The organism is Flavobacterium hiemivividum (assembly GCF_004349145.1).
In the GTDB taxonomy this organism is placed as follows: Bacteria; Bacteroidota; Bacteroidia; order Flavobacteriales; family Flavobacteriaceae; genus Flavobacterium; species Flavobacterium hiemivividum.
The window spans coordinates 1-24,164 of the sequence record NZ_SMFO01000010.1 but is presented as its reverse complement, the minus strand read 5'-3'; the positions used below and the strand labels follow the sequence as shown (position 1 = coordinate 24,164).

16 protein-coding genes are annotated in these 24,164 nt (G+C 34.4%); 4 read left to right on the top strand and 12 right to left on the bottom strand.

Annotation, left to right across the window (positions count from 1 at the left end):
* The first annotated feature begins 2 nt into the window (after positions 1-2).
* Both E0F98_RS12450 and E0F98_RS12445 read left to right on the top strand, forming a co-directional pair.
* Entirely contained in the window at positions 3-1,508 is a 1,506-nt protein-coding gene (locus E0F98_RS12450; protein WP_132111957.1) for an aldehyde dehydrogenase family protein, read from the top strand.
* A 106-nt stretch (positions 1,509-1,614) separates the two neighbouring features.
* Positions 1,615-1,989: a DUF779 domain-containing protein gene (locus E0F98_RS12445; RefSeq protein WP_132111955.1), complete on the top strand. Its 375-nt coding sequence runs from the start codon at positions 1,615-1,617 to the stop codon at positions 1,987-1,989.
* 1 nt (position 1,990) lies between these two features.
* Here E0F98_RS12445 and E0F98_RS12440 read toward each other — a convergent pair whose 3' ends face one another.
* The 7 genes from E0F98_RS12440 to E0F98_RS12410 form a co-directional block, all read right to left on the bottom strand.
* Positions 1,991-2,908 carry an AraC family transcriptional regulator gene (locus E0F98_RS12440; RefSeq protein WP_132111953.1) on the bottom strand — a complete coding sequence of 306 codons (918 nt, stop codon included), beginning with the start codon at positions 2,906-2,908 and terminating at the stop codon, positions 1,991-1,993.
* A 364-nt stretch (positions 2,909-3,272) separates the two neighbouring features.
* Positions 3,273-4,583 carry a TolC family protein gene (locus E0F98_RS12435; RefSeq protein ID WP_132112122.1) on the bottom strand — a complete coding sequence of 437 codons (1,311 nt, stop codon included), beginning with the start codon at positions 4,581-4,583 and terminating at the stop codon, positions 3,273-3,275.
* Between the two features lie 4 nt (positions 4,584-4,587).
* The gene (locus E0F98_RS12430) at positions 4,588-7,683 is read right to left on the bottom strand and encodes an efflux RND transporter permease subunit (RefSeq protein ID WP_132111951.1); all 3,096 of its coding nucleotides are present in this window, start codon (positions 7,681-7,683) and stop codon (positions 4,588-4,590) included.
* A gap of 76 nt (positions 7,684-7,759) precedes the next feature.
* The gene (locus tag E0F98_RS12425) at positions 7,760-8,818 is read right to left on the bottom strand and encodes an efflux RND transporter periplasmic adaptor subunit (protein ID WP_132111949.1); all 1,059 of its coding nucleotides are present in this window, start codon (positions 8,816-8,818) and stop codon (positions 7,760-7,762) included.
* 305 nt (positions 8,819-9,123) lie between these two features.
* Positions 9,124-11,229 (bottom strand): ATP-dependent DNA helicase RecG, encoded by a 2,106-nt coding sequence (gene recG, locus E0F98_RS12420; RefSeq protein WP_132111947.1) that lies wholly within the window; start codon positions 11,227-11,229, stop codon positions 9,124-9,126.
* A gap of 235 nt (positions 11,230-11,464) precedes the next feature.
* On the bottom strand, positions 11,465-13,684 hold the full coding sequence (locus E0F98_RS12415) for a nitric-oxide reductase large subunit (protein ID WP_207917106.1): 2,220 nt from the start codon (positions 13,682-13,684) through the stop codon (positions 11,465-11,467).
* 13 nt (positions 13,685-13,697) lie between these two features.
* Positions 13,698-14,033, bottom strand: a complete 336-nt coding sequence (locus tag E0F98_RS12410) for a cupin domain-containing protein (protein ID WP_132111944.1) — start codon at positions 14,031-14,033, stop codon at positions 13,698-13,700.
* A 344-nt stretch (positions 14,034-14,377) separates the two neighbouring features.
* Between E0F98_RS12410 and E0F98_RS12405 the strand changes: the two genes are divergently transcribed.
* Positions 14,378-14,983, top strand: coding sequence for a transcriptional regulator (locus E0F98_RS12405; RefSeq protein WP_132111942.1), 606 nt, complete (start codon positions 14,378-14,380; stop codon positions 14,981-14,983).
* Positions 14,977-15,687, top strand: a complete 711-nt coding sequence (locus tag E0F98_RS12400) for a DUF3307 domain-containing protein (protein WP_132111940.1) — start codon at positions 14,977-14,979, stop codon at positions 15,685-15,687. The genes E0F98_RS12405 and E0F98_RS12400 overlap by 7 nt, the downstream gene beginning before the upstream one ends.
* 393 nt (positions 15,688-16,080) lie before the next feature.
* Here the strand turns inward: E0F98_RS12400 and E0F98_RS12395 are convergent, their stop codons facing one another.
* The 5 genes from E0F98_RS12395 to E0F98_RS12375 all read right to left on the bottom strand — a co-directional run.
* Positions 16,081-18,018 carry an OmpA family protein gene (locus E0F98_RS12395; RefSeq protein WP_132111938.1) on the bottom strand — a complete coding sequence of 646 codons (1,938 nt, stop codon included), beginning with the start codon at positions 18,016-18,018 and terminating at the stop codon, positions 16,081-16,083.
* A 49-nt stretch (positions 18,019-18,067) separates the two neighbouring features.
* Complete coding sequence (locus tag E0F98_RS12390; RefSeq protein WP_132111936.1) at positions 18,068-18,436, bottom strand: tetratricopeptide repeat protein; 369 nt, start codon at positions 18,434-18,436, stop codon at positions 18,068-18,070.
* A gap of 27 nt (positions 18,437-18,463) precedes the next feature.
* Positions 18,464-19,405, bottom strand: a complete 942-nt coding sequence (locus tag E0F98_RS12385; protein ID WP_165929316.1) for a hypothetical protein — start codon at positions 19,403-19,405, stop codon at positions 18,464-18,466.
* 8 nt (positions 19,406-19,413) lie between these two features.
* The gene (locus tag E0F98_RS12380) at positions 19,414-20,322 is read right to left on the bottom strand and encodes a PorP/SprF family type IX secretion system membrane protein (RefSeq protein WP_132111932.1); all 909 of its coding nucleotides are present in this window, start codon (positions 20,320-20,322) and stop codon (positions 19,414-19,416) included.
* A gap of 135 nt (positions 20,323-20,457) precedes the next feature.
* A partial coding sequence (locus tag E0F98_RS12375) for a gliding motility-associated C-terminal domain-containing protein (protein ID WP_132111930.1) occupies positions 20,458-24,164 on the bottom strand: 3,707 nt, incomplete at its 5' end.

The following is a 24,164-nucleotide window of genomic DNA, read 5'->3' as shown; positions in this document are numbered from 1 at the left end:
ATATGAGTAACATAGTTTCAAGACCTGAGTTTAAGGCAAAGTACGATAATTATATAGGTGGAAAATTTGTAGCACCTGTCAAAGGAACATACTTTGATGTTGTATCCCCAATTGACGGAAAAGTTTTTACACAAGCGGCACATTCGACTAAGGAAGATTTAGAGTTAGCGGTAAATAGTGCCCATGAAGCTTTTCAAACTTGGGGAAAAACTTCGGCTACTGAAAGAAGCAATTTATTAAATAAAATTGCTCAGAAAATAGAAGATAACTTAGAGTATATCGCTACAGTAGAGACAGTTGATAATGGAAAAGCGATAAGAGAAACATTGGCAGCAGATATTCCTTTGGCAATTGACCATTTTAGATATTTCGCAGGAGTTATACGTGCTGAAGAGAGCTCGATTGCTGAGCTCGATTCTCAAACGGTTTCCATAGCGCTAAGCGAACCATTAGGAGTAATAGCGCAAATTATTCCTTGGAATTTCCCAATTTTAATGGCGGTTTGGAAACTAGCACCAGCTTTGGCGGCAGGAAATACTGTGGTATTGAAACCAGCGGAAAGTACCCCAATATCAATTTTAGTTTTGATGGAACTGATAGGAGATATACTTCCACCAGGAGTTATTAATATTGTTAACGGTTTTGGAGCAGAGTTGGGAAGAGCTTTAGTTACAAACAAAAAAGTGTCAAAAGCTGCATTTACAGGTTCAACTCCTACGGGACGTTTAGTGATGCAATATGCCACAGAAAACATTATACCTGTAACATTAGAATTAGGAGGGAAGTCACCAAATATTTTCATGAAATCTGTTGCTGATGCCGACGATGATTTCTTCGATAAAGCTATTGAAGGCGCGGTAATGTTTGCTTTGAATCAAGGAGAAATTTGTACTTGTCCCTCAAGATTATTAGTACATGAAGATATATATGATAAATTTATAGCTAGAGTTATTGAAAGAACTGAGGCTATAAAAATGGGTAACCCATTAGACAAAACTACGATGATGGGAGCTCAAACATCAATTGTTCAACAAGAGAAGATTCTTAACTATATTAAGTTAGGAAAAGAAGAAGGTGCTGAAGTATTGACTGGTGGCATGGATAATAACTTAGAAGGAGATCTTACCACAGGGTATTATATCAAGCCTACTCTTTTTAGAGGGAATAATAAAATGCGGATTTTTCAGGAAGAGATCTTCGGGCCTGTTTTGGCGGTTACCACTTTTAAAACAACTGAGGAAGCCATCGCAATCGCAAATGACACCATGTATGGTTTAGGTGCCGGACTCTGGACACGTGATGCACATGAGATTTATCAGGTCCCTAGAGCGATTCAAGCGGGTCGTGTTTGGATTAACCAATATCATTCTTATCCCGCAGGAGCTCCGTTTGGAGGGTATAAGCAATCGGGAATTGGTCGTGAAAATCATAAAATGATGCTTGCTCACTATCAACAAACTAAAAACATGTTAATTTCATACGATAAGAAGAAGTTAGGTTTCTTTTAGAATTTGAAACTAGAAATAGAGAAGGTAAGTTGAAAGACTTGCCTTTTTTATTTTAAGGGAAAAAAAATAAATACAGAAGTAATATTCACGTTATACAAAAAAAAAGATGATAAGAAGAATTGATGCAACTGAAAAGGCAGTAGAATTAATAAAAATATTGCAAGAAAAACACGGCGACTTGATGTTTTATCAGGCCGGAGGTTGTTGCGAAGGAACGCAGCCGCAATGTTTTGAAAAAGGCGGTTTCTATCAAAGACTGGGTGATGTTTGCATTGGCTCTATCGAAAATACTGAATTTTGGGTAGACAAGGATTTATTCGAATATTGGAAACATACGCACTTTACTTTGGATGTAATAGATGCTTTCGGAGTAGGCGGATTTTCATTAGAAACGCCATTGAAAAAGACATTCCGAATCGAATATAGGATTTTTACTCCAGAGGAAGAAAAAGATTTAGAACCCTTGAAATATATTGAATAAGTTAATTGACGCACAGCAACTGGTATTGTTTTGGCGTGATGCCTTCGTGTTTTTTAAATAAACGAATAAAGTAATTGCTATCTTCAAATCCAGATAAATGACATACTTCATTAATTTGAATCGCTGGATTTTTTAATAATTGCTTCGCACATTTTATTTTTTCTCTAATCACAAATTCTATTGGAGTCATACCTAATTCTTTTTTGAAAAAACGATAAAAAGAGGTTGTACTCATACAAGCTTTTTCGCTCAAGTTTTTGAGACTTATATTCTCCTTAATATTTACTCGGATGTATTCTAATACTTGTGTAATAGGGCTATTAGGATCTGAATAGAGACCGTCTTCAATAGATTTAGCCGTTTGTGTCTGCACAATTCTAATGAGCAATTCTTGTAAGGTCAAATCAGCTAAAACGTCTTTTGTTATGGAAGTACTCATGCATTCTTTTATCAATTTATTGATGGTTGTGGCTAATTCTACATTGTTATAGAAGTAGTAATTCTGGTAGTTTAAATGCCAAAATTGATTTTGACCTTCTTTGGGATAGCGTTCATTTAAAAACTGTAAAGTGTCATTTATTTTGGTTTGGTCTATCGCTAATGCCAAACATTGCGTAGGATTATTTTTAGTTGCTTCAGGGAAATCAATTTTCATTTCCACATTAGAAGGTATCACTACAGTTTCACCCGGCAAGTACTCAAAAGCTGGGTCTTCAAAAAGGTGCATTACTTTCTTTCCTCGCAACATGCTGGTTACTACCAAATCATTGAATTTCAAAGGAACTAATTGTGATTCTTTGTACGTTTCAAACAGATTTAATTCACAATGATTCAAATTGTAAACAGTTCTATTTTCGACTAAGGTTTTTAACGATTTTTCACTCGATAAATCTGGAGGATTGATGTAGTTGCGATTCATAGAAATAGTTTATAAAGAAAGAGTTATAAACTTAATGAAAATATACTAATTAGTTAAATCTTACTTTGTTAAAAAGGATATAATTTTAATCAACAGGATAAAATTACACAATATATTATTTCAATAATTGTGCTAGTGGAAACATATGCTAACTCCAAATCAATGCCTTTACAGAATCAACTTAAAATGAGAATAAATAAAATAAAAAACACTTGTAAAAACGTTTTTACAAGTGTTTAATTAAATATTTTTATCTAATAATCTGTATCATTTATGTAGGACTAGACACTCTTGTTCATCCTACAAACTAAACAAAATTAATTCGAAAACAAATCGATATATTGTTGAGTCTAAAATGTTGGATTTATAAGGTAATAGTTCCAGCCAACTCTCTTAAAGTAATTTCTGATAGTTTTGCTTGAAATTGTGCGTTGCTATATCGTACTGTAGCATTCACATAATTCAACTGTGCAGTTCTAAACTCTAATGTTGTTATAGTACCAATTCGGAATTTATCTAAGGTAATGTTGAGATTTTGTTTGGCAATAGCCTCATTTTTTTCTTCTAATTCAATTAATTCTAAATTTGTCACATACGTTTGATACGCTGTCGCTAGCTGTGCATTTAACTCTAGATTTTGTTGCTCAATTAAAATACTAGAATTGTCAATTTGCAAGTTTGCAATTTTTTCATTGCGTTTTTGAGCGAAACCATCAAAGAGATTCAAAGCAGCAGTAAAGCCGTAATTAAAACCTCTAGCTGCCGATTGTGTTGTAAATCCAAGACTTGACTCACTATCAGAAAAGTTATATCCTGTGTTTAGCCTTACGGTAGGGTATCGACCTGATTTTATTTTTTTGAGTTCTAATTCTGCTACTTTTTTACTTATAATTAAAGCTGCCACTTGTGGATTTTGTTGTTCGGCCAAAGATTTCAATTCAGTAAAATCTAATTGCTGTTCCATGATAAAGTTATCTGCTACCTTAAAATCAAGAGTAATATCTCTGGCTAGAATTTGATTCAGTAAAATTTTAGCATTGATGTATCTTTCTTTTTGTCTCAATAGGCTTACTTTATCAGTATTAATGTCTACTTGCGCATTTAATACTTCTAGTTTTGATGCTTTCCCGATGGTAAATCTATTATGTGCCAAGCTTACTCTTTGATTCGAAATAACAAGGGTACTATCGAGCGCAATCAATTGCTGTTGCTGCTGTACCAAATCAAAGTAAGCCACTTGTACATCGCTAATTTTTGTAATGATCGTAAGCTTCAATTGGTTTTCACCAAGTTTTTGTAACTCTTGTAGTTGATCTCTCATCGCAAACATTCTCAAGCCGTCAAAAATAGTCCAACCTAAGCTCACTCCATAAGTTAGGCTGTTGTTTTTAGCATTATCTAGACTGTTTACTGTACCATCTGCACGTGTTTGTGAAAGATTTTGAATACTGTTATTATTGGTAATGGAAGCTGTTGCACTAGGTAACATTCCCGCATTTCCAGGCGTGACATTACTTTCGTCAATCTTTAATTCGTTTTTGGCAATCTTAATCTCGTAATTGTTTTCTAAAGCTATTTGTACTGCATCTTTAAGTGTTAATAGTTCTTGTGCATTTCCGTTTAGAATACACAAAAAGAAGACTAACATACTTTGAAATAGTGTTTTAGTTGTCATAGTATTATTTACTTTCATTTTCATATTCTTCGATGTGATCAAATTCAGGATAGTGTTTTTTAGCTTTAGACCACATAAAATATAGTGCTGGTATAACAAATAATGTTAAAACTAAAGAGAAAATAGTTCCTCCAACAATAACGACTCCCATACCAATTCTACTTATAGAAGCAGCTCCAAGCGAAAGTGCAATAGGCAATGCCCCAAGTGAGATTGCTAAACTGGTCATCAATATAGGCCTTAAACGTGCCTCTGAAGCTTCAAGAACGGCTTCTAGTTTCGGTTTGCCCTGTTCTCGCAGCTGGTTGGCAAATTCTACAATCAAAATACCGTTTTTGGTAACTAACCCAATTAGCATCACGGTACCAATTTGGCTAAAGATATTCCAAGTTTGATCAAACAACCATAATGAAAATAATGCACCGGCAACAGCCATAGGAACGGTTAAAATAATGATAAATGGATCGATAAAACTTTCAAACTGTGCTGCTAGAATTAAAAATATTAATAATAAGGCTAGTCCAAATGCAAAAGTAGTATTAGAACTACTTTCTACAAAATCTCTTGATTCTCCGCCCAAATCAGTTGTGAATGTATCGTCAAGGACTTTGGCTCTAATTTTTTCCATAGCGTCAATTCCGTCATTGATACTTTTTCCAGGAGCAAGACCTGCAGAAACGGTAGCAGACATGAATCGGTTGTTGTGGTACAACTGCGGTGGCTTGCTTTGTTCCTCAATACTTACAATATTGTCCATCTGAATTAGTTCTCCTTTGTTGTTCTTAACATACATAGAAGTCAAGTCCAATGGTTTTGAACGATCTGCTTGATCAAATTGTCCAATTACTTGGTATTGTTTTCCTGACTTCATAAAATAACCAAAACGTTGTCCGCTTAATGACAGTTGCAAGGTTTGTGCAATGTCAATAACAGATATTCCTAAGCTTTCTGCTTTTTCACGATCAATAGTTACGTTAAGCTCTGGCTTGTTGAACTTTAAGTTTACATCTGACATTGAAAAAGTAGGGTCTTTATCTACCTCTTCCATAAATAACGGAATTTTCTCCTCTAATTTACTAAAACTTTGAGTTTGAATTATGTATTGTATAGGTAAACCACCACGTCTGTTTACAGCAATAGTTGGTTGCTGGGTCACAGATGTTTTAGCATCTGGATATTGTTTGGTCCATTTAGTAAGTTTCTCCGCAATTTCTGCTTGAGATAACTCGCGTTCACTGGATTCTTTTAAAGACAACCTCACAAAACCACTATTTACAGACGATGATCCAAAACCTGGAGAGGTAATCACTAAGCTTACTTTTTTTTCTGGAATAGAATCATCAACTAATCGCGAAATTTCCTGCATGAAACGATCAGTGTATTCATAACTAGATCCCTCTGGAGCTGTCATTCTTAGCGTCAAAGAGCTTCGGTCATCGTATGGTGCCGTCTCTTTTTGGATCAAATTATAAAAGACAAAAATCAATCCAAAACAAGCGAATAGGATAGGGAAGCTCCACCATTTTTTATCCATAAAACGAGCTAATGCATCGGCATAAGTGCTGTTTAGCTTTTGGAAATAAGGTTCAGTTAAATTATAGAATTTTGATTTTTTTTGCTCGCCGCCTTTCATCAAATAGGCATTTAACATAGGTGTTAATGTCAAGGACACAAAAGCCGATATCAAAACGGCAGCACCTATGACGACGCCAAATTCTCTAAATAAACGTCCCACAAATCCTTCGAGGAAAATAACTGGTAGGAATACTGCTGCTAGTGTAACAGAGATCGAAATTACGGCAAAAAATATCTCATTAGAGCCTTTGATCGCTGCTTCCATTGGCGACATGCCTTCTTCTACTTTTTTATAAATGTTTTCGGTTACAACGATTCCGTCATCGACTACTAAACCGGTAGCAAGAACAATTGCTAGAAGCGTTAAAACGTTGATGGAGAAACCAAACAACCACATGATAAAAAAGGTTGCTATTAAAGAAACTGGAATGTCAATTAATGGCCTGAAAGCAATCGCCCAGTCTCTAAAGAATAAATAGATAATTAAAATTACCAAGAATATAGATATTCCAAGTGTTTCAGCTACCTCAAGTACTGATTTTTTTACGAAAATAGTATTGTCGAGCGCTATATTTAACTTGATATCACTGGGAAGGTCTTTTTTTAAGTCTTCGTATTGCTCATAAAAAGCTTTTGAAATGTCTAAATAATTTGCACCCGGACGAGGAACAATTGCCAGACCAACAAGTGGAAGTCCGGACTGACTTAATTTAGTTTCAATATTTTCTGGACCAAGAACGGCAGAACCAATATCGCTTAAGCGGACAATCTTTTCTCCTTCAGATCGAATGATGATGTTATTAAATTCTTCGGCAGTAGATAAGTTCCCTACTGTTTTTACGGTTAATTCTGTGTTAGCTCCAGTCAGTTTTCCAGAGGGTAACTCTACATTTTGTTTTCCCAATGCAGTTCGTACTTCGGCTACAGTCAGTCCATAGGAAGCTAGTTTCACAGGATTAATCCACAAACGCATGGCGTATTTTTTTTGTCCCCAAATTTGAACACCACTCACACCAGGAATGGTTTCTAGTCTTTGCGAAATCACATTCTCAGCATAATCACTCAGTTCTAGCGGGCTGCGTGTATCACTTTGCACGGTCATGGAAATAATCGCATCACTATCGGCATCAGCCTTAGAAACTACTGGCGGAGCATCAATATCCTGCGGTAGACTTCGGATGGCTTGCGACACCTTATCACGAACATCATTTGCGGCTTCTTCAAGGTTTTTATCCAAGTTAAATTCTACAGTTATCGAACTGCTTCCCTGAGAACTAGAGGAAGTTATGTTCCTTATTCCGTCGATGGAATTAATCGCTTTTTCTAAAGGTTCCGTGATTTGGGACTCAATAATATCAGAGTTGGCACCCGTATAATTAGTTCTAATCGAAACCTGCGCAGGATCTATCGAGGGAAATTCACGAACGCCAAGATAGGAATATCCTATAATACCAAATAGTACAATTGCTAAATTCATAACAATAGTCAATACTGGCCTTTTTATACTTAATGTAGATAAACTCATTTTTTGTGGGATTAATAAAATATTGTTATGGGGTTAGGAGTATGCTAATAATTTCTCCTTTCTAAATAACTTTAAATTACTTGATGATTACTTTAACGGGAGTTTCATTTTTCAAAGACATAACACCTGTTGTGATTAATGTATCTCCTGCTTTTAGTCCAGATAAAATCAAGAGTGAAGCATCTGTTCTTGTAGTCGTTTCGACCATGACTTCTTTGGCTTTGCCAAAATCAGAAATAAATACTTTTTTTCCGTTTTGAACCGGAATTATAGCTTGTGTTGGTACTACAATGGCGTCTTTGATAACAGCTAGTGGTAATTCAACATCTGCAAAAGTACCTGGTAATAATTTTCCATCTTTATTCTCGGCAATGGCACGAACTTTTAAGGTTCTAGTCGAAATCTCTACTGAAGGTTCAATTGCATAGACAGTAGCAGTATATTTTTCAGTAGATCCCGCTACTTTGAAACTCAAAGTAGTTTTGTTTTTTAGTTCATTTACATATTTTTCAGGAATCGAAAAAGTGATTTTTAACTTCCCAATATTAACTAAATTAGCCACTAACACAGCAGGGGTGATGTAGGTTCCCACAGAAATAGAACGCAACCCAATTCTTCCTGAAAACGGAGCCCTTACAGCCGTTTTGGCAATTTGCGCCTTTATTAACTGGCTTTGTGCTTTCATCGAAGCATATTCTGCTCTAGCAACATCATATTCTTCTTGACTGATAGCTTCTTTTGCCAGTAAAAGTTTGGCTCGTCTTTCATTTTCTGATGCTAAACTTTCCTTAGTATTTGCCTGACTCAATTGGGCTCTTAATTCTCTGTCGTTTACTTTAAAAAGTAATTGTCCATTACTAACATTACTTCCTTCTTGAAAGTTGATGCTTTCTACAATACCGGAAACTTCAGAACGAATTTCTACCTGCTCATTTGCTTCAATAGAACCAGAAAGGGATAAATTATTTTCAAAAGTTTGAGGCTGAACTACAATTCCAGCTAAACGCATCGCCGCTGGTTTTCCTGATTTGCTGTTGTTTGCTTTTGAATCTCCTTTATTTTCGATTATTCGGTAGCTTATAAAGGCACCAAAACCAACAATGAGTAAGCCGTAAACGATGTATTTTATTTTCATGTTTATTTTTATGAAGTAGGATTAGTTTTCAATATTTTTTGTTAAATGACAAATTTAGGTTTTACAATTGGAATAAATAATAGGTTTGTTTTTATTTAACAGTTGTACATACAACTATTTCGAAAATAGCACATAAAAACTCCTAAGCGTTCATTTACTAACGATTAGGGAATTCTATCAAATAATAAAACTGAAAATTCTAGCAAATAAGTTTTCCAGAGACTGAAAGTCTCTGACATAAGACCGTAAAAAAGGGCAAAGGTTTAATTGGATTTGAAAAAAAGTCAAATTTTATAAAAAAGGAATCAACTGATGTAGTTCCAAATGTTTTTCTTTTTAGTCAACTCGATATAAACACTTCTTAAAGTAGCGTGTTCTGGTTTTTGTAAAGGGGCATCCACGGTTAGGATTTTTATCGCTTTCTCTCTGGCTAAGGCCAAAATATCTCTGTCGCGAACAATATCGGCAATTTGAAGGTTAAGTACACCACTTTGCTGAGTTCCCATGAGGTTTCCTGGGCCGCGAAGTTTCAAATCAACTTCGGCAATTTCAAATCCATCATTAGTACTCACCATGGTTTCCATCCTAGTTTTGCTGTCAGAACTTAATTTGTGACTCGTCATCAGGATGCAGTAACTCTGATCAGCACCACGACCCACACGACCGCGCAGTTGGTGGAGTTGCGAGAGTCCAAAGCGCTCAGCACTTTCGATAATCATTACTGAGGCATTAGGAACATTTACCCCAACTTCAATTACGGTTGTAGCAACCATTATATTGGTTTTCCCATCCGAAAAACGTTTCATTTCAGCGTCTTTATCGGCTGGTTTCATCTTTCCGTGCAAAATAGAAATGGAATAATCTGGCAAAGGGAAGTCACGAGAAATACTTTCATAACCATCCATTAAATCTTTGAAATCCATTTTTTCTGATTCTTGTATCAGCGGATAAACAATATATATTTGGCGTCCTAAACCGATTTCATCTCGAATAAATTTCCAAACTTTCAGACGGTTGCTGTCAAAACGATGTACAGTTTGAATGGGTTTCCGGCCCGGAGGCAGTTCGTCAATAACCGAAATATCGAGGTCACCGTACAAACTCATTGCCAGCGTTCGCGGAATAGGAGTTGCGGTCATTACTAAAATGTGTGGTGGAATTTCGTTTTTCTTCCACAATTTAGAACGTTGTTCGACCCCAAAACGGTGCTGTTCGTCAATTACAGCTAAACCTAAATTTTGAAATTTCACTTTGTCTTCCAATAAAGCATGTGTTCCGATTAGGATTTGTAAGCTTCCATTTTCTAACTCTTCATAAATAATTTTTCGGGCTGAAGTTTTAGTTGAACCAGTCAGTATTTTTATATTTATATTCAATTTGTTAGCTAATTCTGAAAGCCCGATAAAATGCTGGTTGGCCAAGATTTCTGTGGGAGCCATCAAGCAAGCTTGAAAGCCATTATCAAGTGCTAGTAACATGCTCATAAAAGCCACAATCGTTTTCCCAGATCCTACATCACCTTGTAATAATCGGTTCATCTGGGCGTTAGTTCCCATATCTGTTCTGATTTCTTTAATCACTCTTTTTTGAGCTCCGGTGAGCTGAAAAGGCAGGTGATTTTGGTAGAAATCATTAAAAAGTTCGCCCACCTTAGTAAACGGATGTCCCTTTATTTTGTGTTTTTGAACTAGATTTTTAGTGATTAATTGCAATTGGATAAAGAATAATTCTTCAAATTTTAATCGGAATTGGGCTTTTGCCAAAGCTTCTGCGCTTTTGGGAAAATGGATGTTGAATAAGGCTGCTTTTTTAGGAATTAATTGTAAATCCTGCAATAGATAATCCGGAAGTGTTTCTGTAAATAAGGTTTGGGTTTCTAGAAACAGCTGCTGCATTAATTTATTGATTACCCGATTTGAAATTCCGCGATTGTTCAGCGTTTCTGTCGAAGGATAGACAGCTTGCATTGCAGAACGCAAACTTTTTTCGTGCTCGCTCATCGCTTCGATTTCAGGATGCGCCATATTGTATGCGCCGTTAAAAGAAGTACATTTTCCAAAAATTACGCTAATTTCGTTTAGTTTCAACGATTCCCGAACCCATTTTTGTCCCTGAAACCATACCAATTCCATTTGGCCTGTATCATCCACAAAAGTGGCAACGAGACGTTTCTTGCCCTTACCAAATTCGACAGTTTTGATATTGATGATTTTCCCAATGATTTGTACCTCGGCAACATTGTTTTGCAGCTCGTTGATTTTGTAGTAACGCGTTCGGTCAATGTAGCGGTTCGGGTACAAATTGATTAGATCTTTGTACTTATGAATCCCTAGTTCCTTTCGTAACAATTCGCCACGGTTAGGGCCAACGCCTTTTAGGTATTCGATAGGAGTAAGTAGGAGATTGCTCATTTGGGTTTTTTAGAAAACAGAATCAAGAGAATAGAATATAGACCTCAGAACTCTTTACATTTTCTTCGAATTTCTTTATTCTTTTAAAAAGACGAAGATAGTTTTTAATTGGGAATTTAGAAAATGAGTCGTTTTATAAATTTGCAGAATGCCTAAATTATGCTTTAAAAAAAGCCTGTAAAAAGATTTTCACATCTTCTAACAGGCTTTATTTATGAGTCAATGTTTATAACAACTAAATACTTTTTCTCTTTAAATTATAAATAGTTTCACTTACTGTAAACCAACAGAAGTAAAAAATACCCACTGAAAAAATAATATCTCCAATCATTCTCATCCATTTTAATGTTTGGATTGTAGGTGAATATAACAATTCAGACTCTCTTGCAAACGAATATCCTTTTGTGATAGAAGTATATGCTTGAATAATTCCTATTGGCAATAAACTCAACACTACCATTGCGATAAGACCAATATTTAATGCCCAGAACGCTTTTTTCAATTTACTTTCTTCCCAAACTCTATCAGAATAAAAACGCAAACAAATTAAGATGAATCCCATTCCTAACATTCCATAAACTCCAAATAGTGCAGTATGAGCATGAACTGCAGTTGTGTTTAATCCTTGAATATAGTACAAAGCAATAGGCGGATTAATTATAAACCCGAATACTCCAGCTCCTAAGAAATTCCAAAAAGCGACTGCGATAAAGAAGAAAATAGGCCATTTGTATTTTTGCATCCAAGGAGTGCTTTTTAAATGACTCCAGTTTTCTCTAATTTCAAAACCCATTAAAGTAAGAGGCACCACTTCTAACGCACTGAACGTAGCACCAAGAGCAATTGCTTTTACCGGTGTTCCAGAAAAATACAAATGATGTAAAGTTCCCAAAATTCCACCAGCCAAAAAGATAGTAGCCGATGCTACCGAAACTCTACCAGCCGTCTTAGCAGAAATAATCTTTAATTGAGAGAAAATATAAGCGATAACAACCGTGGCAAAAACTTCAAAGAAACCTTCAACCCAAAGGTGAACCAGCCACCATCTCCAGTAATTAATTACAGGTAAACTACTGTTTTCTCCATACATTAAACCAGAGAAAAAGAACATTCCGATTGCCATAACCGAAATCAGTAATATGATTAACAATGATTTAGAATTATCATTTTTACGAATAGCAAACAAAATGTGTTGACTAACCATAAATACCCATAAAACAAGACCTACACCCAATAATATCTGCCAGAAACGGCCTAAATCCATGTATTCATATCCTTGGTGTCCAAAGAAAAAATTAGTCGTTAAATCTAAAAATTGGTGTACTCCCAACCACTCACCAAACATAGAACCCAAAACGATAACTAATAAGGCTATAAAAAGGAAATTAATTCCTAAAATATGGTTTTTGATTTCTTTACCCGAAATCATTGGCGCTAAGAATAATCCGGTAGCCAACCAAGTTGCAGCAATCCAGAAAACCGCCAATTGGGTATGCCAAGTTCGCGTAATAGAATAAGGTAAATATTGTGATAATTCGAAACCAAAGAAAGATTGTCCTTCAACGGTATAATGCACCGTTAATATCCCTAAAACAACTTGTAATGCGATTAAGAAACAAATGATTAAGAAATATTTTAATACGGCTTTTTGCGAAGGCAATAATTTCATATTCTCTAAAGGATCCGATTCAGGCTTGGTTAATAAATCTCCTTTTTCATGATTAAGAAGATAGTAATAAGTCAATATTCCAATAAATAATAACAACAAAACGATAGATAAACCGGACCAAATAATAGAACTATCCGTAATATTATTGTCAATTAAAGGTTCGTGTGGCCAGTTTGAGGTATACGTATAATCTTCATTCGGTCTGTTTGTACTTGCCGCCCAAGAAGTCCAGAATAAAAAGGCATTCAATTGTGATAATTTCTTAGTATCTGTTAGAGCGCCTCTTTGAATAGCGTACTCTTCTTTACCTTCTGAAAAAATTTTTGTATAATGCGTTATGTTTTCATTAATCGCGTTTAAACGTTCTGGTGAAATACTAATTGTTTTAGTTGTTTCGTCAAATGTATTGGTTCTAATATCTTGAATCAAACGTGCTTTTAGAGCCGCTTTCTTTTCAACATCCAATTCAGAATAAGGCATGTTGTATTCTTTTGCCCAAGTGTCTAGCATGAAGACGGCTTCTTTGTGGATCCAATCTGCAGTCCAATCGGGTGCTACATAACTCCCATGTCCCCAAATGGAACCAACTTCCATTCCGCCAATGGATTCCCATACGTTTTGACCAATTTGTATGTCTTCTTTTGTGTAAACTATTTCTCCGGTTCCTTTTATGATTACTTTTTCTGGAATTGGAGGTTGCGTTTGATACACTTCTACACCAACACCAATAAGGACTATAAATGAGATTACCACCACACTTATAAATGCTAACCAAGTTTTTTTCATTTTGTTTTTTATATTATTTTATAGAATTTATGCGTTCAATAGTATCATTCTTGTGGATTGTAAGACGGATTATGGAATCAGAAATACCTTTTAAATCATGAGGAACTGAGGCGTCTAACGAGATTATATCTCCTCGATTAAGAGTTTGGTTTTCTCCGTTGACTCCAAATTGTATGACGCCATCAAAAACTTCAATAACTATCGGAAATGGTGCTTGGTGCTCCTTCATCACTTGATCTTTTTTTAGTAAAATCCGTACTTCGCTAGAGTTAGAAGTTTTTAATAATACGCTTACTGCAACCTTAGTTTCATTAAATTCTAGGTTTTCAAATAGAGATGCTTTTTGCATGAGTTTGGGTGTTTAATTTGTGTGAAACAAAAGTTTCGCTTTTTTGTTAAAATATTATTCTGATAATTTTAAAGTCCAAGTAATGTTATTTGTACTTGATCTAAATAAAATATAGCACAAAAGTAGTAAAAAAAAATAATAACGGACAATAATGTCCTTTATTATTTTTTTATTTAGGCTGATCATAATGATTTGTAATTTGCCCCACGAAAAATGTAAATTAAACGATAATTTACTATATCGTCTAATAAGGCGATTATATATATTATCGCTTTATTTAACGATAATATAATATATCGTTATATTAAGCGATATTTTTAGTATCTTGCTTAAAATTTCAAGATATGAAGGCAGTAATCACTGGTGATATAATAAACTCTAGAAAAGTAGCTTCGGCATTATGGATGGGGGATTTAAAAGGCATTTTAAGCACCTACGGAAATGAACCCAAGCATTGGGAAATATATAGAGGTGACAGTTTTCAGTTGCTTGTCGATCCTATTGATACAGTCGAAATCGCCTTATTAATCAAGGCCACCATCAAACAACACAAAAAACTAGATGTGCGTATTGCAATAGGAATAGGCACCGTCGATTATACTGCTGACAAGGTAACAGAATCTAACGGAATTGCTTTTGTAAACTCAGGGGAATGCTTTGAAAGATTAAAAAAGCAGACTTTGGGAATACAATCGCCTTGGTCTGGATTTAATGAGAATTTTACGATTATCTTTCAATTAATTGTTTTGTTTGCTGATAATTGGACCACGACCTCTGCCGAAATCATAAAAAAAGCGTTAGAAAATCCAGGTGTTAATCAAAAGGAATTGGCTCTTGCTTTAAATAGAAAAAGCCAAAGTTCGATAAGTGCATCCCTTAAGAGGGCAGGGTATGAGGAGTTAAAAAATGTGATTGAATATTATAAACAAGAAATTAAAAACCAATGGTAGAATTATCTTTCATGCTTGTTTTAGCTCACTTAGTAGGTGACTTTTTGTTGCAGCCCACATCTTGGGTTAAGGATAAAAAGAAAAATAAAATAAAATCAAAATACCTATATCTTCATCTGTTAGTGCATTTTGTACTCTTATTGTTGATCACAAAATTTAATAAAGAATACCTCTTTGCATTGTTTGTTATTGTTGGAAGTCATTTTACTATTGATTGTGCCAAATTATATTTCGAGAAAAAGAAAACGCTAAAAACATGGTTTTTTATCGACCAAATATTACACTTGTCAGTGATTGCAGCCGTGGTGCGTAATTATTATCCGTACGAAATTGACTTTGAAATACTGTATTCAACCCAAAGCCTTGCGTTATTTACAGCCTTAATCACGGTAACTTATGTGAGCGCAATAGTTTTAAAATTATTACTGTCCAAATGGAGTGATCAAATCACTAAAAATAATAGGGATGACACAAATAATGCTGGAAAATTTATTGGGATTCTGGAACGCTTGTTTATTTTCTTTTTTGTGGTAATTAATTTTTGGGAAGGAATCGGTTTTTTATTGGCAGCCAAATCTATTTTCAGATTTGGAGACCTTAAAGAGTCTAAGGATGTCAAACTTACTGAATATATCTTGATAGGGACTTTATTGAGTTTTGGGCTGGGTATTTTGTGTGCGATGGCCTTTAAATATTTGATCTAACAAGGGTAGAAAGATAAATTTATTTATACTATTATTTCTATTTAGCCTACTTCAGTCTTTTTTATTTACCTGCAACTTAAAAAAGAACAATAAAGTAAGTTAAATACTATTTTATTTTAAATACTATGTATTTTGTCGATTATTTTTGTTGTTTTAACGGAATTGTTTTTATATTCGAAAAGAATTAGATAATTGTTAAAACCATATTTAAAGAATTTTGCCCCACAATCTACTTTAAACTTAAACTACTAAATTATGAGCGCAAATTTACATTATGTACCTAATTTAGTAGTTTTCTATTAATCTTAAATTCTTCAAGGACACATTAACTAAAATTATTAAGTTTGTTTGGTTTGAAACAACCAGGGTATTAAATGATACCTTGGTTTTTTTTTATAAGTCCGTAATTATAAATTCACTACGTCTGTTTAGTTGATGTTCTTTTTCAGTACATTCTACGCCATCAATACATTTGTTTATGAGTTTGTATTCCCCATATCCTTTAGCGGTTAATCGGTCTTTAGCTACACCATTTTTTATAAGCCAATTGATAGTCGATTTTGCTCTTCTGTCTGATAAAGCCTCATTATATTTTGAAGATCCTCGACTGTCAGTATGCGAACGGATATCTAGTTTCATCGCTGGGTACTCTATCAATACATCTAATATTTTTTCTAAATCAATAGCTGCTTCATAGCGGATATCGGATTTATCGAAATCAAAATAAATATTTGTAATCCCGAAACATTTCCCTAAATCATCGCCTACAACCACTTTGCATCGGGCTTTTTCTAACTCAATATTTAGTTCTGTTTTTCCGTTTTCATCTAAGGTAGTTGCTTTCACTTCCTTGGTGGTATAATCCATTTTTTCAGCTCGCACATATAGTTTCATGTCGCATTCCACTATTAAAGAATAGTTTCCGTCTTTGTCTGATTGTGTTGTTCCTAGTTCATTAAACATGTTGTCAAAAACAGTTATTTTAGTATCTGATAATACTTCATGAGTTTCAATGTCTGTTATTTTTCCAAAGAGTTCTTGCTCGCAAGTTAGCCTCCTTGTTTCGAGGAAACGGTAGATATCATCTAACCCTTGACCTCCGTCTTTGTTCGAACTAAAAAAACCACGTCTTGATTTAGAATCAATCATGTAGGCAAAATCATCTAGCGGAGAGTTAATATCAGCACCTACGTTTTGTACTTTATTAAAGTTGCCTTCGGAATTTATTTTAGAGACAAATACATCAAGACCTCCTAGACCAGGATGTCCATTAGAAGAAAAATAAAGTTCATTATCAGCACTGGTATAAGGAAATGTTTCTCTCCCCGCCGTATTTATCAAATTTCCTAAATTAACGGGATTGCCTAAACTACCATCTTCATTTATCGCTACTTTAAATATATCAGATAAACCAACTGTACCAGGCATATCTGAAGCAAAATATAACGTTTTTTCATCTGGACTTAGGGCTGGGTGAGCGTTACTATAATTGTCACTATTGATAGAAAGTTCAGTAATATTTATCCATTTATTATCTTCAAAAGTGGCTTTATATATTTTTATAAGTGTGATATTATTACCATCAAAACCTTTTTTATCTTTATTAAAATTATTACGGGTAAAATACATCGTTTTTCCATCTTTGGTAAAGGCGGCAGTAGATTCATGAAACCTAGTATTTACTAATTTATCAAATTTAGCCGTTTTACCTACTACCATCTCATCTCCTAACTCAGCAGTATATAAATCAGTGAAATATTGATTATTCCAAGAGTGTTTTCTTTGTTGTATACTGCCGGTATCTTTTGCTGAAGCATATACTAATTTATTTAAATAAATAGCCGTTCCATAATCAGAATAAGGGGTGCTAAGAGAAGTTGGTTCAATGTCATATCTGCCAGAGTTTGCTTTTATCTCCGACAAATAATCTCTATTTTCCATAAACAGTTTTCCTCTATCATCATTTTGTGCAAAAGCATTAAATTTGACCATAATTTCATCTGCTTTTTTATTTTCGCCAATGGATCTTAATGTTTGAGCATATCTATAGTAATATTCTGGTTCGATTTCTGCCTCCATAGTAAATAACTCGGTATACCATTTAGCGGCATCTTCAAGTTCTGCATTAAAGTAATATGCGTTTCCCAATTTTTTAAACATATCGGCAGACTTATAGCCTTTGTTAGCAAGCTTTTCGTATGTTTTTATAGCATCTACATAAGCATAGTTATCGTATTTTTTTTCTGCTTTCGCTACTCTAGCTTCTTGTGAATACATGCTGATTGATAAAACGCTTATTATAGCTATGTAAAAAAGTATTTTATTTTTCATAATAATTGTTTTTATAATGAATCAATTAATTTTCGTTTTTTATATTCCTTTATTTCGATTTTTCTATAAATATTTTCATCATTTCATCAGCCTTTTTTGGATTATTAACTGATTTTAGAGATTGTGCATAGCGATAATAGTATACCGTTTCAAAATCAGAAGTCATTGAAAATAATTGATCATACCATTTGGCTGCTTCTATAAAATTGGAATTAAAAAAAGAAGCATTAGCTAGTTTTTTTAACATATCTATGGATTTATATCCTTTATCAGAGACTCTTTCATAAGTTTTTAAAACATCAACACTTACGTAACTGTCCTGATTTTTATCTGCAATATATTCTGATGCAAGCTGTGAGTAGATGTTGTGCGAAATAAAACAGAAAAGGAATATTAACAGAAGTAGACTCTTTTTCATAATTTATAATTTATTAATTGACGAATTTTATCTTTGTTTTTCCTTAAAAAGCTCCATCATTCGTTCTGCTTTTTCATTTTCATGAATAACAGATAATGATTTAGAATATCTATAGTAATACTCAGGTTCTAAAATAGTTTTCAGTTCAAATAACTCGCCTAGCCATTTTGCCGCCTTTTCATACTCACCATCATAAAAAAAAGCATTCCCGATTTTCTTTAGCATCTCTTCGGATCGATATCCTTTTTCAGCAATTCTTTCATATGTTTTTAAATAATATACATAAGCAACACCACTGGGCTTATTTACAGTAATTGAGGTATTAATAGTAGTTTTAACCGGATTGTTGATTTGTAATTCTTCTAATTTATTTTTAGCTAATCCTGTTGAATTTTTTGCTGCACTTGAATTTAATGCTTCCTGATAATTTTGTTCTTTATTTATTATAGGTTCAGGTATATTTGCAACTACGCTTTTTGATAGTAATACGGGTGCAGAATTTTTAATTGATACTTCGTTTTTTTTTAAATTTGGGGGTTTTGGAAGTACCGCAGCTTTATTAATTTTTAAATCTTGTGATGCTATTTTTGTTTTTTTTACAACAATCGGTTTTGAAATTGCATTAATGGAGTCTAATTTTAATTTTTTCAAATGTTCAGGAGTTACATAAACATTTACATATGTAGGAGTAACGACCCTAGTATTATTTGGCCCTAAATCATATTTGTTTACCATGCTTAGTTTAGAAACTTTATACGTTGTTGTATAACCTCCAAATTTCATATTTACTTTCTCTTCGACATAATATGATTTCACTATTCGAGTCTTTATAGGTATTTCAGATGTAGTATCTTTTTGATTTTTAAACTTAATTGCACTATCTATAGTATTCAAGGTCGTGCTTTGACTATACATATTAATGTAAATCAAACTAACTAAAGTTATTACTATTTGAATTAGCGGTTTCATAGAAGTTTTTAGAAAAATCTTTGAGTAGTTATTTTATCATTATTTTTGAATAATTCATATCGTAAAAATATTTCGTGTGATCCCGAATTGTAGTTATCTAAGCGTGTAGTTTCTAAATCATAACCGTAGCCAATATATATGGCATCAGAAATTTGAAATCCAACCATAGCACTAACAGCGGCACTCCATCGATAGGATAGACCGATCGTTAATTTTTCATTGAACATCAAAGCTCCTGAGAGATCTACCTGTAGTGGAGCTCCTTCTACTAATTTAGTTAGTAAAGCAGGTTTAAATTTTAGAGTACTATTTAAGTCGAGAATATATCCCGCGATTAAATAATAATTAATTTTTTCTTTAAAAATAGCAACTTCATTATCATCATACCTGTTGGTTTCGATAAAATTAGGAACGGACAATCCCACATAAGCCTTCTGTGAATGCAGATAAACACCAACACCAATATTAGGAGAAAATTTATTGTTGTAGTCATGTAGGGCAGGGTCGTCATCCACAGGGTTTAATTTGGCTACGTCTAAATCAAATAAGTTTGCTGTGGCTTTTATACCAAATGATAAAGAAACTTGATCAGAGGTTGGTATTGTGTATGAAAAATCTCCTGAGATCATATTCTCTTGAACAGGTCCTATTTTGTCATTTATTATGGTTAACCCCAGTCCAACGCGGCTATTTTTTAAAGGTGTGTTTACTGATAACGCATTGGTAACTGGTGCACCATTTAACCCAACCCATTGAGCCCGATGAAGCGCAAAAATACTTAAAGCACCTCTGGATCCTGCATAAGCAGGGTTGATATTAATCGTGTTGTACATATATTGTGTGAACTGAGCATCTTGCTGGGCTAGACTCACAATTGTAGTAAACAGTAAAACGATTGTGTATATAATTGTTTTCATAGTAGATATTTATTAGATAAATTATCTTTCGAACGAGTTATTTTTTAGTTCGGCAGGTCAGATTAAAAAATATATGTTTTTTCTCCATTTAAGAGTAATAACGTTTAAATCATTAATACTAATGTCATTAATACTTTATCTCGTTAGGTATAAATAACCATCTTTTTGATTAACTCGGGTATTTCCTAGGTCATCAACTGAAGTATATTTTAGGATATAGAAATAAACTCCAGATGGTAGTCCTGATGATTGGCTTACTGTTGTTCTACCACTTGAATACCCATTGAAGTTATTGCTTGTGTTACTATAGTTTTTGGTTTCAAAAACAAGTACTCCCCAACGGTTGTATATTTCAACTGTATTATCAGGATAGCAATCTGTATCATCAATATTGTCAATAACAAAAGATTCATTAATTCCATCTCCATTAGGAGAGAAGGCGTTATGGACTAAGATACTTCTACAGCCAAATACTTCTGATTTATCAACTACTTCAGTGTCGGTAGCATTTACCGGCACATCTTTCGGTGTCAATCCAGTTGCTGTTGCAATATTTGTAACAGAACCCACAACTAGGTCGTTTTTAGTTACCGTATAACTTACATTAAAGATTTGGAATGCCCCAGGAATTAAACTCTCAATAGTCACATTCAATCCAGTTAAAGGGTCTTTTATTTCAATTTTATGTAAAATTAAGTTACCACTGTTAGTTACTTGAATTGTGTAATTTATTACATCTCCTACAAAAGTATAGTTACTGTCAGGAGTGGCAATTTTATCTACTGTAAGACTTGGCGTTTGTGTTAAAGGAGTTATTGTACAATCTGTACAACTTGGATCAACTGGACAGCTAGAGCAGGGGGTTGGGTCTGTAGAGGTAGCGCTTACAGGATCTCCGGATGGTGGGGTTCCAGTACTTGTTGCCAAGTTATAAACGTAACCTTTATCAATATCTGCTTGGGTTACGGTGTAGCTAGCCGTAAATGCAGTTCCATTGCTCATACCAGCAGTTAATGTAATAGGACCACCAATAACCGTTACTCGATTATCAGTTACAATTATATTCGAAAGGGTCAAATTTCCAGTGTTAGTTACTACAAAACTGTAATTAATATGATCTCCTACATTTGTAATTCCATCGTTATTTGTATCAACATAAATTCCATCTTTAGTAACAGTAATTTTAGCATCGGTACAAATAGTAATCACATCTGGGATATTGTTATTTGATTGTGCCGTTACACTTGACGCATCAGGAGTAGCCGCATTAACAGAAGCTTGGTTAGTTATTTTACCATTGTCAATATCGGATTGATTTACCACATAATTTGCAGTGTAAACCCAGGTTTCCGTAACTTCTAGAATGCTATTGTTATTGATATCTCCACTTACCAATGCGATAGCAGATAAGCCAATATGATTATCAACTACATTCACATTATTCAAACTAACATTACCAGAATTTTTCACAGTAAATGTATAAGTTACCACATCTCCAACAACAAGTGTTGCACATCCGTTTTCTCCTATAGTAATGTCATTTGTTTTCGCAATGCTAATAGTTGCATCGGTACAAATAGTAATCACATCTGGGATATTGTTATTTGATTGTGCCGTTACACTTGACGCATCAGGAGTAGCCGCATTAACAGAAGCCTGGTTAGTTATTTTACCATTGTCAATATCGGATTGATTTACCGCATAAGTTGCAGTGTAAACCCAGGTTTCCGTAACTTCTAGAATACTATTGTTATTGATATCTCCACTTATCAATGCGATAGCAGATAAGCCAATATGATTATCAACTACATTCACATTATTCAAACTCACATTACCGGTATTTTTCACAGTAAAGGTATAGGTCACCACATCTCCAACAACAAGTGTTGCACATCCGTTTTCTCCTATAGTAATGTCATTTGTTTTCGCAATACTAATGTTGGCATCGGTACAAATAGTAATCACATCTGGGATATTGTTATTTGATTGTGCCGTTACACTTGACGCATCAGGAGTAGCCGCATTAACAGAAGCTTGGTTAGTTATTTTACCATTGTCAATATCGGATTGATTGACAGCGTATGTTGCAGTGTAAACCCAGGTTTCCGTAACTTCTAGAATGCTATTGTTATTGGTATCTCCACTTATCAATGCGATAGCAGATAAGCCAATATGATTATCAACTACATTCACATTATTCAAACTCACATTACCGGTATTTTTCACAGTAAAGGTATAGGTCACCACATCTCCAACAACAAGTGTTGCACATCCGTTTTCTCCTATAGTAATGTCATTTATTTTCGCAATGCTAATGTTGGCATCGGTACAAATAGTAATCACATCTGGGATATTGTTATTTGATTGTGCCGTTACACTTGAGGCGTCAGGAGTAGCCGCATTAACAGAAGCTTGGTTAGTTATTTTACCATTGTCGATATCGGATTGATTTACCGCATAAGTTGCAGTATAAAACCAGGTTTCCGTAACTTCTAGGATGCTATTGTTATTGATATCTCCACTTATCAATGCGATAGCAGATAAGCCAATATGATTATCAACTACATTCACATTATTCAAACTCACATTACCGGTATTTTTCACAGTAAAGGTATAGGTCACTAGATCTCCAACAACAAGTGTTGCACATCCGTTTTCTCCTATAGGAATGTCATTTGTTTTCGCAATGCTAATGTTGGCATCGGTACAAATAGTAATCACATCTGGGATATTGTTATTTGATTGTGCCGTTACACTTGACGCAGCAGGAGTAGCCGCATTAACAGAAGCCTGGTTAGTTATTTTACCATTGTCAATATCGGATTGATTTACAGCGTATGTTGCAGTGTAAACCCAGGTTTCCGTAACTTCTAGAATGCTATTTTTATTGGTATCTCCACTTATTAGTGCGATAGCAGATAAGCCAATATGATTATCAACTACATTCACATTATTCAAACTCACATTACCGGTATTTTTCACAGTAAAAGTATAAGTTACCACATCTCCAACAACAAGTGTTGCACATCCGTTTTCTCCTTTAGTAATGTCATTTATTTTCGCAATACTAATGTTGGCATCGGTACAAATAGTAATCACATCTGGGATATTGTTATTTGATTGTGCCGCTACACTTGATGCATCAGGAGTAGCCGCATTAACAGAAGCCTGGTTAGTTATTTTACCATTGTCAATATCGGATTGATTTACCGCATAAGTTGCAGTGTAAACCCAGGTTTCCGTAACTTCTAGAATGCTATTGTTATTGGTATCTCCGCTTATCAGTGCGATAGCAGATAAGCCAATATGATTATCAACTACATTCACATTATTCAAACTCACATTACCAGAATTTTTCACAGTAAAGGTATAGGTCACTAGATCTCCAACAACAAGTGTTGCACATCCGTTTTCCCCTACAGTAATGTCATTTGTTTTCGCAATGCTAATACTTGCATCGGTACAAATAGTAATCACATCCGGGATATTGTTATTTGATTGTGCCGTTACACTTGACGCATCAGGAGTAGCCGCATTAACAGAAGCTTGGTTGGTGATTCTACCATTGTCAATATCGGTCTGATTCACAGCGTATGTTGCAGTGTAAACCCAAGTTTCGGTAACTTCTAGAATGCTATTGTTATTGGTATCTCCACTTATCAATGCGATAGCAGATAAGCCAATATGATTATCAACTACATTCACATTATTCAAACTCACATTACCAGAATTTTTCACAGTAAAGGTATAGGTCACTAGATCTCCAACAACAAGTGTTGCACATCCGTTTTCCCCTACAGTAATGTCATTTGTTTTCGCAATGCTAATACTTGCATCGGTAC